This window comes from Micromonospora sp. NPDC051296, from assembly GCF_040682255.1.
GTDB lineage: Bacteria > Actinomycetota > Actinomycetes > Mycobacteriales > Micromonosporaceae > Micromonospora > Micromonospora craterilacus.
Genome location: NZ_JBFBAO010000146.1, coordinates 1 through 15,419, shown reverse-complemented (window position 1 = coordinate 15,419; position 15,419 = coordinate 1). Strand labels below are relative to the sequence as shown.

Here is a 15,419-nt window from a genome sequence, read left to right as displayed (position 1 = left end):
CTTTCCCTACACGACCCTATCCCGATCTTTCTGGTGCCCGGCGCCGGGCACCAGACGGCAGATTCTCAGGGCAGGAAGTCGAGCAGCGCGGCGTTGACCGGGGCCGGGCGCTCCAGCGGCAGCAGGTGGGCAGCGTCCGGTACGTCGGGCAGCCGCACCGCCTGCGGTGCCTCGGCCGCGATGCGATCGGCCAGTTGCCGGATGTCGGGTACGTCTGCCGCGCCCGCGCCGACCAGGACGGGCATGCCCAGCTCACCGAGCCGGTCGACGGCCGGCGGGTCCAATTCGGCGATGTCCACCGCGCTGAGCGCCAGCTCGGCGGCGAGCGCGCGTTCGTCCATCGCAGTGGCGAAGGCGATCAGTTGTGGGTCGACGTCCTCCGGGCTGCGCTCCGGGCCGACCACCCAGAACCGCACCTCGCCCGCGGCGGTGGCGGCGAAGTCCTCCGGGTCGACCTCGCCGACCAGCGTCTCCCACAGGTCGTTGGTCTGCTCGGACCATTCGTGGCCGGACACGGCGGTGCCGAGCAGGGCGAGCGCGCTCACCCGATCCGGGTGGGCGAGTGCGGTGTCGATCGCCACCGCCCCACCGAACGAGCAGCCGACCAGGGCGGCGCGGGTCAGGCCGAGCGCGTCGAGCAGGCCGGCCACGTCGTGGTGGTGGGCGAAGGGGGTGGGCGGCAGCTCGGACTCGCCGTAGCCGCGCAGATCAAGGGCGATCACCCGGTACCGGGTGGCGAGCGCGTCGACCTGCTCCCGCCACATCCGGCGGTCGGCGATGCCGGCATGGAGCAGGACGACCGGGGATCCGCTGCCGACCTCGTCGTACGCCAGCCGGGCACCATTTACTTCGATCATGGTCACCGCAGGACGGTACGACCGGGTACGAGTGGCACGCAACCGGACAGTGAGACCCTGCTAACTCTGGCTAGCGTTCCGCTTGCAGCTGCTAGCAGCCCGCGCTAGCGTTGAGTCATGGCCACTCCCAAGGACCTTCCCGACGTCGGCGGGTTCATTCGTGATCTGCGGCGAAACGCGAAGATCTCGCTGCGGCAGCTCGCCGAGCAGGCCGGAGTCAGCAACCCCTACCTCAGTCAGATCGAACGCGGCCTGCGTCGGCCCAGCGCCGAGGTGCTCCAGCAGCTCGCCAGCGCGCTACGGGTCTCCACCCCGGCGATGTACCTGCGGGCCGGGCTGCTCGACGACAAGGAGGGCCAGGGTGTGCTGGCGGCCATCGCGGTCGACCCGGACCTGACGATGGCCCAGAAGCAGTCCCTGACCCAGATCTACGAGACGTTCCGCCGGGAGAACGCCCGGCTCGCCGAGGCGACCGCCGCCGCTGCCGGTGCCGCGAGCGAGGCCGCCGCCGGCCCGGGCCCGGGCACCACCGATACGGGCACCGCAACCGCCACCGACGTCACCGCGCCCGACGTCACCGCGCCTGACGTGGCGAACCTGGCCGCGACCGGGCCCACCACCGTTGAGGGATCGCCGACCGAGGCCGTCCTCGAGTCGGTCGCCGTGACCGAGGCGGGTGCGGCCGCCGCGCCGACCCGTACCCCTGCCAGGAAGGCCGCCCGCAAGGTGGTCCGCAAGGCCGCCGCCGCGGCCGAGGAGGAGAAGTCATGACCCAGCCGAAGACCAACCGCATTCCCGCTCCGATCTACGCCGCTGCCGGTGCCGGCGAGCTGGCCCTGGAGCAGCTGCGCAAGCTGCCCGCCGTGGTCGGTGAGCTGCGCGACCGGGTCGTCGCCGACGGCGGCCGGGTCGTCAACGACCTCGGTGGCAAGGCCGTCGTCACCGGCTTCGAGCTGCGCCAGAAGGCCAACGACGCGCTGCGCAACGCCAACCTGACCGCCGAGTCGCTCCGGCAGAAGGCTGCCCCGGCGGCCGACTTCAACAAGCTCCGCGAGGCCGCCGACCTCAACAAGCTCCGCGAGGCCGCCGACCTGGCGAAGCTCCGCGAGGCCGCGGACTTCAACCGGCTCCGCGAGGCGGCTGACTTCGACAAGCTCCGCGAGGCCGCCGACCTGGACCGGCTGCGCGAGGCGGCGACCCGCAACGCCGCCGTGGTCGTCGCCAGTGCCCAGGCCGCGCAGGAGCGGGCACTGGCCGCGTACGGTGCGCTGGTAGCGCGGGGCGAGCGGGTGGTCGGCGCGGGCGTGCTGGAGGCCGCCGACACGGTGAACGCCGACATCGAGGCCACCGAGGCCACCGTGGAGCCCGAGGCGATCGCCCCGCCGGGGTTGACCGCCGAGCCGGCCGCGCAGCCCAAGGTGGCGACCAAGCCGGCTGTGCAGGCCAAGCCGGCTGTGCAGGCCAAGCCGGCTGTGCAGGCCAAGCCGGCCGTGCAGGCCAAGCCGGCCGTGCAGGCCAAGTCGGCCAAGGTGCCGAGCCCGGCCGAGGTGGCCGAGGTCGCGGAGGCCAAGCCGGCCACGGCCAGGAAGAGCACTCGCGCCAAGGCGACCACCCGGGAGGCCGCCGCCAAGCGGACCGCCACCCCGTCGGCGAAGCTGCCCCGAGCCACCAAGCGGAGCCGTCCGGCCGCCGAGTGACGGTCCGGCCCAACTGCCGGCGATCCCGGTCACCGTCCTGTCGGACGGATCCGGGGTCGCCGGCATAAGCTTGCCGTCATGGCCAACGCCGCGCCGATCTTCGCCTTCGATGTCCGCACCGTGATCGACCTGATCCTGTTCGTCTTCGCTCTGGTCGTGCAGGGGGTGGCCCTCGTGCACGCCATCACGCAGCGCTCGGACGCCTTCCCCGCCATCGGCACGCTCCCGAAGGGCGGCTGGATCGCCATCCTCGCGGTCACCCTCCTGCTGACCCTGCTGACCCAGACCACGCTCAGCATCTTCGGGTTGATCGGCATCGCGGCCGCTCTCATCTACCTGCTCGACGTCCGGGTCGGGCTACGCGAGTTGGGCGACGGTAGAGGGTCCTGGTGAGGGCCTTCCGCTGGCCACCACCACCGGACGGCGGACCTCGGACCTGGGGTCCCGGCCCGGGCGGGCCGCGCAGCGGCCGACCGCCGCTGCCCGAGCCGGAGACCGAGCTGGTCGCCACGCCGCACGGGGTACGCCTGGAGCGGCTGGTCACCGGCACCGGTGATCCGGTCACCGTGTTCGCCCACGGGCTGGGCAACGGCATCGCCACCACCCGCCCCTTCGGCAGCGGTGTGACCGGTCGCAAGGTCTTCTTCCAGTTCCGTGGCCACGGTCGCTCCGACGCACCCGAAGGCCGGTGGGACTACCTCGATCTCGCCCGGGACCTGCGGGCTGTCGCGGACCTCGGCGGGGCGACCCGGGCCTTCGGGGCCAGCCTCGGTGCGGGCGCGCTGTGCCGCCTGCTCGTCGAGAGCCCGGAGCGCTTCGAGCGGCTCGTCTTCTTCCTGCCCGCCGCGCTGGACCAGCCCCGCGGGCCGGTGGCCCGGGCGCGGCTGACCGAGCTGCTGGAGGCGGTGGAGAGCGGGGACGCCTCGGCGGTGGCCGAGGTCGTGGCGGCCGAGCTGCCGTCGGCCGTACGAAACACCCCGGCCGGGTGGGCGTACCTGCGGCAGCGGCTGGACCACCTGCTGCGGGACGGGCTCGCCTTCGGGTTGGCCGACCTGCCGGAGCAGGCACCGCTGACCGACGCCGGTGCGCTCGCCAAGGTGACGGCGCCGGCCCTGGTCATCGCCGCCGAAGGGGACGACCTGCATCCGGTGGAGGTCGCCGAGCAGCTCGCCGCCGCGTTGCCCCGGGCGACCCTGCACCGGTACGACCGCCCAGGTGTGCTGTGGACGGAACGCGCCGACCTGCGTAGCCGCATTTCCGAGTTCCTCAACGGGTAGCCTGCCCTGTCATGGGCGTCACACAGCACGGCCGTACGCACCGTCTCGACCTGGCCGACCCGACTCTGCGCGAGTGGGAGTGCACGGTCCTGCACAGCGACCCCGAGCAGGGCATCGTGCTGGACCGATCGGCGTTCTACCCGGGCGGTGGCGGCCAGCCGCCGGACCACGGCGTACTGCTCTGGCAGGGGGTGCAGACCCGGATCGTCGGCACCCGCAAGGCCGACGACCTGTGGCTGATCCCCGCCGAGGATGACCCGCTGCCGCCGGCCGGCACCACGGTCACCGGCGCGGTCGAGGACGAGCGGCGCACCCAGCTGATGCGTACCCACTCCGGGTTGCACGTGCTCTGCGGGGTGGTGTTCCGCGACTTCGGCGCGCTGGTCACCGGCGGCAACATGGAACCCGGCGAGGCCAGGATGGATTTCAACCTGCCCGAGGTGCCGACCGACTTCAAGACCCGCATCGAGGAGCTGGTCAACGCCGAGGTGGCCGCCGACCGGTCGGTCGCCACCCGGGTGCTGGCGCGCGCGGAGGCGCTGGCCCTGCCGGACATCATCCGTACCCAGTCGAACCTGATTCCGGCCGACGAGGCGGAGGTTCGCATCGTCGACATCGTCGGGCTGGACGTACAGGCCGACGGGGGGACGCACGTCGCGTCGACCGCGCAGATCGGCAAGGTGCGGGTGGTCAAGGTGGAGAGCAAGGGCCGCGCCAACCGTCGGGTCCGCATCCGCCTCGCCTAGCCGCCGGTGGGCTTCTGGCGGGCGCGCATGGCGCGTATCTTCTGCCGGTTTCCGCAGCGTTCCATCGCGCACCAGCGGCGGCGACCGGGCCGCGAGGTGTCCACGAAGATCAGGTAGCAGTGCCCACCGCACTCGCGGATCCGGTCGGCGTACGGGCCGGAGAAGAGGTCGACGGCGTCGCGGGCAATCGTGGCGAGTGTGTGGGTGCCGGTCGCCGGCAGCGCCCAGGAGTGGACGGTGTCGGTGCCCGTGCCGGCGGTCAGGCGCGGCACGAGCGGGGCGGGCGCGGCGAGGTCGTTGACCGTGGCGAGGTCGGCGGCCGGGGCGGGCTGGCCGGCGGCCCGGGCGCGGGCGAACCGCCAGAGCGCGTCGCGCAGCCGCCGGGCGGCGGCAAGTTCGTCCGCGTTCACGGTGACCTGGGCCGGGTCGAGCCGCAGCCGGGACTGCGCGAGCCAGGCGGTCAGGTCGCCGGGTTGGTGCAGGACTTCCCAGCGGGCCAGTTCGCCCGGCCCGCCGGTGGTGAGGAACTCCAGGCAGAGCGCGCCGGGGTCGAAGAAGAACCGGGCCCCGTCGTGGGAGACCAGGGTGAGTCCGGTTGCCCGCGTCGCCATGTAACCACTATAACTGGTTACAGATGGTCGACGACGAGGAGGATTCGATGGCCGTGCAGTGGAAGCTCGTGGTGGACTGCGCCGACCCGCACGCCCAGGCGCGGTTCTGGGCGGCGGCCCTCCACTACCAGGTCGAGGACAACAGCGTCCTGGTCGAGGGGCTGGCCGGCGCCGGGGTGATCGGCCCAGAGGCGTACATCGAGGTCGACGGGCGCAAGGCGTTCCGCGAGCTGATCGCGGTGCGCCACCCCGACGACCCGGTCGACCCGGCCAGCGGCACCGGCCTGGGACGCCGGCTGCTGTTCCAGCTGGTGCCGGAGCCCAAGACCGTGAAGAACCGGCTCCACCTCGACCTGCATTTCGGTCCGGAGGCCCGGGAGGCGGAGGTCAAGCGCCTGGAAGCGCTCGGCGCGACCATCCTGCACGAGGTCGCCGACCGGGGCAGCCGGCACACCACCATGGCCGACCCGGAAGGCAACGAGTTCGACGTGCAGTGACGCCTGCCCTCGGCCCGTCGGGGCAGGCGGACGGGCGCGGGCGTCCCGCGCCCGTCCGGCCCGTGGTGAGAAGCTACAGGCAGAGCGCATCGACCAAGATCGTCAAGGTTCCGTGCTCGACAAATGCTGTACGGTCTGTGGGTGAGAACCGAGCGTCACTGGTGGAACGGCGACCGCACCGCGCGAGGGCGTCGCGACGTGTTTATCCGCACCGATGGCGACTCGTGGGAGGTCGAGGCCCGAGCCGGCGGCGGTGCCGGCGGGTCGAAGATCTACCCGTGTCCGGGCCTGCGGTCGGCGGAGATCCTGGCCAGCGCGTGGATGGACGGCCGGGGGAACTGGCAGGCCGTGGGATCCTGATCGGTGGGCACCGAGACCTAGCCAGCGGGGCCGAGTACCGAGACCTTGGTGAGTTCGGCGTCCTCAGCGGCGCCCAGACCGGCTACCAGGTAGCTGGTCTGTACCTTCAGCCACCGGTTGGGCAGGTGCCCGCGGCTGGGATCACCGACGAGGAAACGTGCGTCGCGGGCGGCAGCGCGGCGTAGGAACCCGAGCATCCGTGCGGCCAGTTCGGGGGTGTAGAAGACATCGCCGGCAAGGATCACGTCGGCGTCGCCGCCATCGCCGTCGAGCAGGTCGCCATCCTGCGCCGCTACAGCGACCGCGTTGGCCGCGGTGTTCATCGCGACGGCCGCGAGCGCGTACGGGTCGATGTCGTTTGCGGTCACCTCGGCGGCGCCAGCCTTGGCTGCGGCGATGGCGACCAGGCCAGAGCCGGACGCCACGTCGAGCACCCGACGGCCAGCCACCACCTGTGGGTGGTCCAGGACGTACCGGGCGAGGGCCTGGCCGCCGGCCCAGGCGTTCGCCCAGAACGGCGTGAGCCCCGGCCCGACCCGCGCCTCCAACCTGGCCCGCAGCACGATCGCGTCGTCGGCTAGGTGCAGGCGGATCTCCGGTACGAACGGAAGCCGGACGAGGCGTAATCCGTCGAATCCATCGGCGCGGGACGCGACGAAGGGTGCCAGCAGGGCGTCGGTTGGTGTCGACAAGACAAGCTCCCTGTGGGCGGTCCGTCGCGGCGGGTGCTGCGCCGACGCGAGCCGACCGCCGAGGGCGGCACGCGCCGGCAATAGCCTAGATACCCATCGGGCTGGCAAACACGTTGCCGCGAAACCTGACTTCGGCTGTCAGGTATTCCTGGCAGCGTGAGATCCATGACGAAATCGCTGACAGGAAAGGTGGCGCTGGTCGCCGGGGCGACTCGGGGCGCCGGCCGGCAGATCGCGGTGCAACTCGGGGCGGCGGGTGCCACGGTCTACACCACGGGCCGTAGCAGCCGGGCCGGCCGCTCCGAACTGGACCGGCCGGAGACCATCGAGGAGACCGCCGAGCTGGTGACCGCGGCCGGCGGCACCGGGATCGCGGTCCGGGTCGACCACCTGGTGCCCGACGAGGTACGGGCCCTCGTCGAGCGGATCGACGCCGAGCAGGGCCAGCTCGACGTGCTGGTCAACGACGTCTGGGGTGCCGATCCGCTGATCACCTGGGAGAAGCCGGTCTGGGAACAGCCGCTGGACGCCGGCTTCCGCACGCTGCGGCTGGCGGTCGACACCCACGTCATCACCAGCCACTTCGCGCTGCCGCTGCTGATCCGCCGCCCCGGTGGCCTGGTCGTGGAGATCGGCGACGGCACCAAGGCGTACAACGACGACAACTATCGGCTGTCGGTCTTCTACGACCTGGCCAAGACCTCGGTCAACCGGCTCGCCTTCACCTGGGCCCACGAGCTGAAGCCGTACGGCGGCACCGCCGTCGCGCTCAGCCCGGGGTGGCTGCGGTCCGAGGCGATGCTGGAACACTTCGGCGTCACCGAGGAGAACTGGCGCGACGGCGCCGCCAAGGACCCGCATTTCCTGATCTCCGAGACGCCGGCGTTCGTCGGGCGGGCGGTCGCTGCGCTCGCCGCCGACGAGGACCGGAATCGCTGGAGTGGCCAGTCGGTCTCCGCCGGTGAACTGGCCAAGGTGTACGGCTTCACCGACGTCGACGGCAGCCAGCCGGACGCCTACCGCTACATCATCGAGGTGGTCAACGCCGGCAAGCCCGCCGACGTCACCGACTACCGCTGACCGTCAGAATCGGCGTAGAGCGTGGCGAACCGGGCCGCCGCGTCGGCCAGTCGCGCCCGCAGCTCGGGCGGGTCGAGCACCTCCGCCTCCGGACCCAGCCCGAGCAGTTGGGTGTACGCCACCTCGACGGACTCGACGGGCAGCCGGGTCGTGACCCAGCCCTGCCCGTCGGGTCCGGTCGCGGCGGCGACCGCCTCGTCGTACCCGAACGGGGTGTCGGCCAGGTGTCGGAGCTGGCGCAGGCCGGTGGGGCTCAGCCGGAGCGTCACCTCGGCCCGCAGCATGCTCCGCAGGAACGACTCGGCCTGTGCCTGCCAGTGGTCCGCCAGGTCGAAGCCGGGTTCCCGGTCGAAGGTCTCCTCGTGCGGTTCGACCGCGGTCACCCGGTCTACCCGGTAGGTGCGCAGGTCCTCGCCGACCCGGCCGACCAAATACCAGATTCCGCTTTTGAGCACCAGGCCGTACGGGCAGACCCGCCGGGTGACCTCGTGGTCGCCGCGTCGGTACTGGATCGTGACCACCCCGTCCCGCCAGACCGCGCCGGCCAGCTCGGCCAGCCACGGTGGTGGCGCGGTCTGCCGGTACCAGCCCGGCACGTCCAGGTGGAACCGCTGCCCGGTGCGTGCGGGCGCGTCGCGCAGGCTCGGCGGCAGTGCCGCGAGGACCTTCAGTTCCGCCGCCGCGACCGCGTCGGCCAGCCCCATGTCGCCGGCCGGGCCGGGCAGCCCGGCGAGAAACAGGGCTTCCGCCTCGTCCCGGGTCATCCCGGTCAGCCGGGTCCGGTAGCCGCCGAGCAGCCGGTAGCCGCCGGCCCGACCCCGGTCGGCGTAGACCGGCACCCCGGCGGCGGAGAGCGCCAGCACGTCCCGGTACACCGTCCGCTCGGAGACCTCCAGCTCCCGGGCCAGCTCCGCCGCCGTCATCACCTCCCGCGCCTGCAACAGCAGCAGCAACGAGATCAACCGCGACGCCCGCACCCGCTCACCTGCCCCCGGGGGTGAGCAGACCCCGGTCGTACGCGGCGGCCACCGCCGCGGCCCGGTCGTTGACCCCGAGCTTGGCGTAGACGTGCAGCAGGTGGGTCTTGACCGTGGCCTCGCTGATGAACAGCCGGGCGGCGGCCTCCCGGTTCGACGAGCCGCGGGCCACCAGGGTGAGCACCTCCAGTTCGCGCTGGCTGAGCGGCTCCTCGGCCGGCTGGCGGGGTGCGCGCAGGCGGCCCATCAGCCGGCCGGCCACGCTGGGCGAGAGGACCGACTCACCCCGGGCGGCGGCCCGTACCGCCCGGACCAGTTCCTCGCGGGGAGCGTCCTTGAGCAGGTAGCCGGTGGCGCCGGCCTCGATCGCCGGCAGCACGTCCGCGTCCGTGTCGTACGTGGTCAGCACCAGCACCTTCGCCGGGCTGCCCGAGCGGGTCAGCCGGCCGATCGCGGTCACCCCGTCCATCCCGGGCATCCGCAGGTCCATCAGCACCACGTCCGGATGCAGGGTCGCGGCCCGGGCCAGCGCCTCGGAACCGTCCGCCGCCTCGCCGACCACCTCGAAGCCGGGGTCGCCGGTGAACATGCCGCGCAGACCGTCCCGCACCACCGGGTGGTCGTCGACGATCAGCAGGCGTACCAGCTCGGTCAACCGGCACCTCCGGGAAGCGCGGGTACGGACGCCGAAACGGCGGTGCCGCCGCCCGGCTCGGATTCGACGTCCAGTCGACCGCCGACCCGGGTCACCCGCTGCCGCATGGCGGTCAGGCCGTAGCCGCCGTCCGGCTCCCGGGCCGCCGGTGCGTTGGCGACGTCGAAACCCGTCCCGTCGTCACGGACGTCCAGGGTCACCACGTCCGACATGTACGACAGGGTCAGCCCGACCCGGGACGCTGCGGCGTGCCGGGCCACGTTGGCCAGCGCCTCCTGGGCGGCCCGGAGCAGAGTCACCTCGATCTCCGGGTGCAGCGGGCGGGGCGTGCCGGTGGTGCTGACGTTGGCCCGTACCCCGTGCAGGGCAGACCAGCGCCCGCCCAGCTCGGAGAGCGCGTCGGGCAGCCGGGCGGTCTCCAGCGGCTCCGGGCGGACCGCCCGCACCGAGCGGCGTGCCTCGGTGAGGCTCTCCCGAGCCAGGGCCAGCGCGTTGTCCACGTGTCGCCGCCAGTCGGCGGAGCGGTCCCGGGACTGCTCGGCGGCCTCCAGCTGGGTGATGATGCCGGTCAGCCCCTGGGCCAGGGTGTCGTGGATCTCCCGGGCCATCCGCTGGCGCTCGTCCAGCACGCCCGCCTCCCGGGCCTGGGTGATGAGCTGGGCGTGCAGCCCCTCGTTCTCCCGCGCCGTCTCGGCGAGCTGGCGATTGGCCGTGGCGAGCTCCTCCAGCAGCAGCTTGCGGTGGTTGCTCTGCCGCTCGGCGACGAGGCGGAACCAGCTCACGCCGCTGGCCACCAGCCCGTTGAAGAGCACCAGCACCAGCCAGAGTGGCCAGTTAGTCGCTGCGCTGGCCAGGCCGCCGGCCTGTGCGGTGGCGACCAGGACGGCGGTCGCGACCACCCCGGCGAACGCCCACCTGCCGGGCAGCGCGAGGAAGGCGTGCAGGAAACCCACCCAGGCGAAGAAGGCGTACCACGGGTTGGCGATCACCAGGGCGGTGGCGAACGCGAGCAGCCCGACGTAGTAGACCACCATCAGCCCACGCCGGCTCTGCCAGGCCGGATGCAAAGTGAGGAACCAGGCGACCCAGCACCCGGCCGCCGCGGTGATGGCCAGGGTGGGCGTCGCCGGGAGGCCGCTGGGTGCCGGGGTGACGGTGGCCAGCAGCGTCCCGACGGCCAGCCCTGCGTAGGGCAGCACCCGGTACAGGCCCGCCTCCCGCGCCTGCCAACTGTCCAGCCGGTCGGCCTCGTTGCTGCTGCAGGTCATCCCGGCCCCCGCTCACTCCCAGCGGAACAGTTTCGCCGCACCGGCGCTGGCCGCCACGGCGATCACCGCCATTATCCCCAGGTGCAGCGGGTGCGGTGCGGTGCCGGTCCAGGCGTCGAGCAGCGCCTGCACACCGGGCGGGGTGTAGGCGCCGACCTCGGCCAGAAAGTCGGGCAGCAGGAACCGCGGCAGGTAGACCCCGCCGAAGAACATGACCACCATGAACAGCGGTACGGCCAGTGCTTGCGCGGCCTTGGCCGTCCGGGCGACCGCGGCGACCAGCAGCCCCAACGCGAGCAGTGCCGCTGTACCCAGGACGAGCGCCGCCACGAAGCCGAGCAGGTGCTGGGGCAGCGGTGAGCCGAACGCGAACCGGGCGACCAGGGCGAGTATGACCGCGCTGGTCAGGATGCCGACCAGGGCGAGGACGAGTTGGGCGGTCAGCAGCGCCAGCGGACTGGCCGGTGTGGTGGCCAGCCGACGGAGGATGCCCCGTTCCCGATAGGTGGCCAGCACGGTGGGCAGGGCGTTCACCCCGACCATCGCCAGCGTCAGCACCAGCAGCGACGGGGTGAAGTAGGTGATGAAGGACTGCCCGCCGAAGTTCGCGTCGGGCTCACGGAGCGTGGGGATGAGCCCGAGCACCACCAGGATCAGGGTGGGCAGTCCGATGGTGAGCACCAGCGTCGGGATGTCCCGCAGGTAGAGCTTCGCCTCAGTCTTGAGGATCTGTCCGAAGGCGTGCATCGTGTTCCCCTCAGTCGGTGAGCCGGTGCCCGGTCAGCTCGACGAACGCGTCGTCCAGCGTGGCCTGCTCCAGCCGTAGTTCGGCGACGATGATCTGGTTGCGGGCGAGGACCGAGGTGACCGCGTGCAGCACGTCACCGGTGCCGGCCACCACCACCTGGCTGCCGTTGCGGGTCACGGAGCTGACCTGCGGCAGATCGGTGAAGAGCCGGTCGTCCACCGGTGCGGACGGGCGGAACCGGATTCGCTGCTCCGGCGTCACGGAGGTCACCAGCCCGGCAGGGCTGTCCAGCGCCGCCACCCGCCCCTGATTAATCACGGCCACCCGGTCGCAGAGCCGCTCGGCCTCCTCCATGAAGTGGGTGACCAGCACGATCGTCACGCCGCGGTCCCGCACCCGTTCGATGAGACTCCAGGTGTCCCGCCGGGCCTGCGGGTCGAGTCCGGTGGTCAGCTCGTCCAGGATGGCGATCTTCGGATTGCCGACCAGCGCCAGCGCGATCGACAGTCGCTGCTTCTGACCGCCGGAGAGCTTGTCGTACGGGGTGTTCCGCTTCTCGGCGAGGCCCAGTTCGTCGATCAGCCGGGCCGGGTCGGCCGGGTCGCGGTAGAACGACGCGTACAGTTCCAGCGCCTCCGCGACCCGGAGCCGGTCCGGCAGTTGGCTCTCCTGAAGCTGCACCCCCACCAGTTGGCGGAGTCGGGTGGCGTCCCGGCGGGGGTCGAGCCCGAGGACCGACACCCCGCCCCCGTCTGGGACGCGGAGCCCGGCGACACACTCCACGGTGGTGGTCTTGCCGGCACCGTTCGGGCCGAGCACGCCGAAGATCTCCCCGGCCGCGACGGTGAACGACACGTCGTCCACGGCGACCGTCTCGCCGTACCGCTTGTGCAGGTTGGTCACCTCGATGACCGGCATGGCGTCGCCTTTCGCCGTTGGCGTTTCGAGTACCCGTCCAGGGTCGCGGCGGTGAGCCGGGGGCGGATCGACCAGCCGTAGGCGATCTCCATGGCGCCGGTTGACTCCGGCGATCCGTCAACCGGTTGATGCGGCAACGGGTGACTAGGCTCTCCGACGTGGACGCATCCGGGATCCCGGGCACCGCCGTGAGCGCCGCACGCCGGTTCGCCGGTGGGGCCGCGCTACTGCTCCGCGGCGTCGGCCTCTACGTACGCAGCCCCGGGCTGATGCTGCTCGGCGTCGTACCGGCACTGATCTCCGGGGTGATCTTCGTCGCCGCGTACGCCACCCTGGTGTTCTTCGTCGGCGACCTGGCCGCCGCGGTGACCCCGTTCGCCGACGACTGGCCGGCGGTGGCGCGGAGCCTGGTCCGGGTGATCGCCGCGCTGGCCTTCCTCGGCCTCGGCGGCCTGCTCACGGTGCTCACCTTCACGGCGGTCACGCTGGTCATCGGCGACCCGTTCTACGAGAAGATCTCGGAGCGGGTGGAGGAGCGGTACGGCGGTGCCGCCGACGCGGTCGAGGTGCCGTTCTGGCCGTCGCTGCGGCGTAGCACCGCCGACTCGATCCGCCTGGTGGCCCTGGCGGCACTGGTCGGCATCCCGCTGTTCGCCGCCGGCTTCATCCCGGTGGTCGGCCAGACCGTGGTACCGGTGATCGGTGCCTCGGTGGGCGGCTGGCTGCTCGCCGTGGAACTGGTGGGCGCGCCTTTTTACCGTCGGGGCAAGCGGCTGCCGGACCGCCGGGCGGCGCTGCGGGCGGACCGCCCCACCGCGCTCGGGTTCGGGGTGGCGGTCTTCGTCTGCTTCCTGATCCCACTCGGGGCGGTGCTGCTCATGCCGGCGGCGGTGGCCGGCGCCACCCTGCTGGCCCGCCGCTCGCTCGGCCAGCCGATCACGGAGGACTGACGTGGACATCACCCTGGTCGAGGGGGACCTCACCGCCGAGCGGGTGGACGTGGTGGTCAACGCCGCGAACTCGTCGCTGCTCGGCGGCGGAGGAGTGGACGGCGCGATCCACCGCCGGGGCGGGCCGGCGATCCTCGAAGAGTGCCGCGCGTTGCGCGCCTCCCGGTACGGCCGGGGCCTGCCGACCGGGCAGGCGGTGGCGACCACCGCGGGTGACCTGCCGGCGCGCTGGGTGGTGCACACGGTCGGCCCGGTCTGGTCGGCCACCGAGGACCGCTCGGCGCTGCTGCGCGACTGCTACGCCAACAGCCTCGCCGTCGCCGACGGGCTCGGCGCGGCCACGGTCGCCTTCCCGCTGATCTCCGCCGGGATCTACAGCTGGCCGGTCGAGGACGCGGTGGCGCAGGCCCTGTCGGTGCTGCGCGCGGCGACCCCGGTGAGCGTCACCGAGGCTCGGCTGGTGCTTTTCGGCGCCGACACCTTCGCCACCGCCGAGCGGGTGTACGCGGGCGGATGACTCGGCGGTCGCCGCCGGCCGGGCCGGCTCAGCCGGCCGGCCGCAGCTCGCGTACGCAGGACCACTGGCTGGCCACCGGCCGGTAGCCGAGCCGGGTGTTGACCGCCAGCATCGGTGCGTTCGCCGCGTCGTTCCCGGTCAACGCGACGGTGGTGATCCCGCCATCCACCGCCCGGGATCAGCTGCCGGGTGGACGCGACGCCACGGAGCAGGAAGGGAAACACGAGCGTACGCAGCGCGACCACCGCTGGCGCGTCGTCGGGGTGCGCGGGGCGGATGAGCATGGGCGGTCAGCGGGCCGCTACGGCGGCGATCGCCTCGACCTCGACGAGCTGGTCGGGGTAGCCGAGCACCGCGACGCCGAGCAGTGTGCTGGGCGGGTCGTGGTCGCCGAAGGTGTCCCGGACCACCTGCCACACGGCGACCAGATCGGCCCGCTGCGACGACGCCACGTACACCGTGCTCTTGACCACGTCGGCCAAGGTCGCGCCGCCGGCAGTGAGGGCGGCCTCCAGGTTGGCCATCACCTGCCGGGCCTGGGCGACATGATCACCCGGTGTGACGGTACGCCCGTCGGTGCCCAGTGGGCAGGCGCCAGCGGTGAAGACCAGCCGGGTCGAGGGCGCCACGGTCGCCAGGTAGGCGTACTCGACGCCGTCGGAGAGGGCGGGCACGGCCAGCAGCCGGACCGGATCGGACATGTGCGGCAGGCTAGCCAGCCCGGTCGCTGATCGCCACGGATTAAGCCGGCCAGCCGTTGACCGGCCAGGTGTTAGCAGGGGGCCCTTTCTCTACCGGAGGCGTTAAAAAGGGGCCCTTCCTTGCACTTCAGGCGGATTCGCGGATGACCAGCTCGGTGGGGAGGATGAGGGCCGGCTCGACGGGCTCGCCGGCGGCGAGGCGGAGCAGCAGCCGGGTGCCCTGCCGGCCGAGCTCCAGTATCGGCTGCCGGACGGTGGTCAGCGGTGGGTCGGTGTACGCGGCGGTCTCGATGTCGTCGAAGCCGATCACCGCCACGTCGTCCGGTACCCGCCGACCCGCCTCGCGCAGCGTACGGAGGGCGGCGTGGGCCATCAGGTCCGACGCGGCGAAGACGGCGTCCAGGTCGGGGTGGGCGGCGAGCAGTTCGCGCATCGCCGCCGCCCCGGACTCCCGGGTGAAGTCGCCGACCGCCACCATTTCCGGCAGCCCAGCGGCGGCCACCGTGTCCCGGTAGCCGGCCAGCCGCTCGATCCCGGCGACCATGTCCTGTGGACCAGCGATGGTGGCGATCCGGCGCCGCCCGCCGTCGATCAGGTGCCGCACCGCCCGGGTCACCCCGCCGACCTGGTCGACGTCGATGTACGGCACGTCCGAACCGTCCAGCGGCCGGCCGCTGCACACCACTGGGATGCCCAGCGCCGCGAGTTTGGCGGGCAGCGGGTCGGCGCCGTGCAGCGAGGCGAACAGCACCCCGTCGACGTGCCGGCCGGTGGTGTACCGCTCGACCCGCTCGTGCCCGGCCGGCGAGCCGGCCAGCATCAGCACCAGCTGCTTGTCGGCCAGCACGCCCCGGTTGACGGTGCCGAT

Annotated in this window: 21 protein-coding genes and 1 pseudogene; 10 read left to right on the top strand and 12 right to left on the bottom strand. The window is 72.6% G+C overall.

All coding sequences use genetic code 11. From position 1 onward, the window contains the following. Positions 1-65 precede the first annotated feature (65 nt). Entirely contained in the window at positions 66-857 is a 792-nt protein-coding gene (locus tag AB0M52_RS17155; protein WP_363954257.1) for an alpha/beta hydrolase, read from the bottom strand. Positions 858-974: 117 nt separating this feature from the next. Between AB0M52_RS17155 and AB0M52_RS17150 the strand changes: the two genes are divergently transcribed. From AB0M52_RS17150 to AB0M52_RS17130, 5 genes are all read left to right on the top strand, one after another. Continuing rightward, entirely contained in the window at positions 975-1,628 is a 654-nt protein-coding gene (locus AB0M52_RS17150) for a helix-turn-helix transcriptional regulator (RefSeq protein WP_363954253.1), read from the top strand. Continuing rightward, on the top strand, positions 1,625-2,554 hold the full coding sequence (locus AB0M52_RS17145) for a hypothetical protein (RefSeq protein ID WP_363954251.1): 930 nt from the start codon (positions 1,625-1,627) through the stop codon (positions 2,552-2,554). The genes AB0M52_RS17150 and AB0M52_RS17145 overlap by 4 nt, the downstream gene beginning before the upstream one ends. 78 nt (positions 2,555-2,632) lie before the next feature. After that, the gene (locus AB0M52_RS17140; protein WP_363954249.1) at positions 2,633-2,947 is read left to right on the top strand and encodes a DUF2516 family protein; all 315 of its coding nucleotides are present in this window, start codon (positions 2,633-2,635) and stop codon (positions 2,945-2,947) included. Beyond that, entirely contained in the window at positions 2,944-3,831 is an 888-nt protein-coding gene (locus AB0M52_RS17135) for an alpha/beta hydrolase (RefSeq protein ID WP_363954247.1), read from the top strand. Before AB0M52_RS17140 ends, AB0M52_RS17135 begins: the two co-directional genes overlap by 4 nt. 11 nt (positions 3,832-3,842) lie before the next feature. Then, entirely contained in the window at positions 3,843-4,577 is a 735-nt protein-coding gene (locus AB0M52_RS17130; protein WP_363954245.1) for an alanyl-tRNA editing protein, read from the top strand. Here AB0M52_RS17130 and AB0M52_RS17125 read toward each other — a convergent pair. Then, on the bottom strand, positions 4,574-5,188 hold the full coding sequence (locus tag AB0M52_RS17125) for a CGNR zinc finger domain-containing protein (protein ID WP_363954243.1): 615 nt from the start codon (positions 5,186-5,188) through the stop codon (positions 4,574-4,576). The genes AB0M52_RS17130 and AB0M52_RS17125 overlap by 4 nt on opposite strands. A gap of 23 nt (positions 5,189-5,211) precedes the next feature. Between AB0M52_RS17125 and AB0M52_RS17120 the strand changes: the two genes are divergently transcribed. Beyond that, complete coding sequence (locus AB0M52_RS17120) at positions 5,212-5,685, top strand: VOC family protein (RefSeq protein ID WP_363954241.1); 474 nt, start codon at positions 5,212-5,214, stop codon at positions 5,683-5,685. A 141-nt stretch (positions 5,686-5,826) separates the two neighbouring features. After that, complete coding sequence (locus AB0M52_RS17115; RefSeq protein ID WP_363954239.1) at positions 5,827-6,045, top strand: hypothetical protein; 219 nt, start codon at positions 5,827-5,829, stop codon at positions 6,043-6,045. Positions 6,046-6,062: 17 nt separating this feature from the next. Here AB0M52_RS17115 and AB0M52_RS17110 read toward each other — a convergent pair whose 3' ends face one another. Next, complete coding sequence (locus tag AB0M52_RS17110; RefSeq protein ID WP_363954237.1) at positions 6,063-6,737, bottom strand: 50S ribosomal protein L11 methyltransferase; 675 nt, start codon at positions 6,735-6,737, stop codon at positions 6,063-6,065. Between the two features lie 165 nt (positions 6,738-6,902). Between AB0M52_RS17110 and AB0M52_RS17105 the strand changes: the two genes are divergently transcribed. Then, positions 6,903-7,817 carry an SDR family oxidoreductase gene (locus AB0M52_RS17105; RefSeq protein WP_363954235.1) on the top strand — a complete coding sequence of 305 codons (915 nt, stop codon included), beginning with the start codon at positions 6,903-6,905 and terminating at the stop codon, positions 7,815-7,817. Here the strand turns inward: AB0M52_RS17105 and AB0M52_RS17100 are convergent. From AB0M52_RS17100 to AB0M52_RS17080, 5 genes are read right to left on the bottom strand one after another with little or no spacing between them, the layout of a single operon-like run. Beyond that, positions 7,808-8,794 carry a YafY family protein gene (locus AB0M52_RS17100; RefSeq protein ID WP_363954233.1) on the bottom strand — a complete coding sequence of 329 codons (987 nt, stop codon included), beginning with the start codon at positions 8,792-8,794 and terminating at the stop codon, positions 7,808-7,810. The two genes, AB0M52_RS17105 and AB0M52_RS17100, sit on opposite strands and share 10 nt — an antisense overlap. 4 nt (positions 8,795-8,798) lie before the next feature. Further along, positions 8,799-9,449: a response regulator transcription factor gene (locus AB0M52_RS17095; protein WP_363954231.1), complete on the bottom strand. Its 651-nt coding sequence runs from the start codon at positions 9,447-9,449 to the stop codon at positions 8,799-8,801. Continuing rightward, the gene (locus AB0M52_RS17090; protein WP_363954229.1) at positions 9,446-10,717 is read right to left on the bottom strand and encodes a sensor histidine kinase; all 1,272 of its coding nucleotides are present in this window, start codon (positions 10,715-10,717) and stop codon (positions 9,446-9,448) included. Before AB0M52_RS17090 ends, AB0M52_RS17095 begins: the two co-directional genes overlap by 4 nt. A gap of 12 nt (positions 10,718-10,729) precedes the next feature. After that, complete coding sequence (locus tag AB0M52_RS17085; protein WP_363954227.1) at positions 10,730-11,464, bottom strand: ABC transporter permease; 735 nt, start codon at positions 11,462-11,464, stop codon at positions 10,730-10,732. Positions 11,465-11,474: 10 nt separating this feature from the next. Next, positions 11,475-12,383: an ABC transporter ATP-binding protein gene (locus AB0M52_RS17080; RefSeq protein ID WP_363954225.1), complete on the bottom strand. Its 909-nt coding sequence runs from the start codon at positions 12,381-12,383 to the stop codon at positions 11,475-11,477. Between the two features lie 173 nt (positions 12,384-12,556). Here AB0M52_RS17080 and AB0M52_RS17075 point away from each other — a divergent pair, with 173 nt between their 5' ends. Further along, positions 12,557-13,333, top strand: coding sequence for an EI24 domain-containing protein (locus tag AB0M52_RS17075; RefSeq protein WP_363954255.1), 777 nt, complete (start codon positions 12,557-12,559; stop codon positions 13,331-13,333). A gap of 1 nt (position 13,334) precedes the next feature. Further along, complete coding sequence (locus tag AB0M52_RS17070; RefSeq protein ID WP_363954223.1) at positions 13,335-13,850, top strand: O-acetyl-ADP-ribose deacetylase; 516 nt, start codon at positions 13,335-13,337, stop codon at positions 13,848-13,850. A gap of 28 nt (positions 13,851-13,878) precedes the next feature. Here AB0M52_RS17070 and AB0M52_RS17065 read toward each other — a convergent pair whose 3' ends face one another. The 4 genes and pseudogenes from AB0M52_RS17065 to AB0M52_RS17050 all read right to left on the bottom strand — a co-directional run. Continuing rightward, positions 13,879-14,019, bottom strand: a complete 141-nt coding sequence (locus AB0M52_RS17065) for a hypothetical protein (protein ID WP_363954259.1) — start codon at positions 14,017-14,019, stop codon at positions 13,879-13,881. 7 nt (positions 14,020-14,026) lie between these two features. Continuing rightward, a pseudogene (locus AB0M52_RS17060) lies at positions 14,027-14,134 on the bottom strand (GNAT family N-acetyltransferase); the annotation flags it as partial. A 6-nt stretch (positions 14,135-14,140) separates the two neighbouring features. Further along, the gene (locus tag AB0M52_RS17055; protein WP_363954221.1) at positions 14,141-14,551 is read right to left on the bottom strand and encodes a RidA family protein; all 411 of its coding nucleotides are present in this window, start codon (positions 14,549-14,551) and stop codon (positions 14,141-14,143) included. A gap of 127 nt (positions 14,552-14,678) precedes the next feature. Next, on the bottom strand, positions 14,679-15,419 hold a 741-nt coding region (locus AB0M52_RS17050; RefSeq protein WP_363954219.1), incomplete at its 5' end, for a substrate-binding domain-containing protein.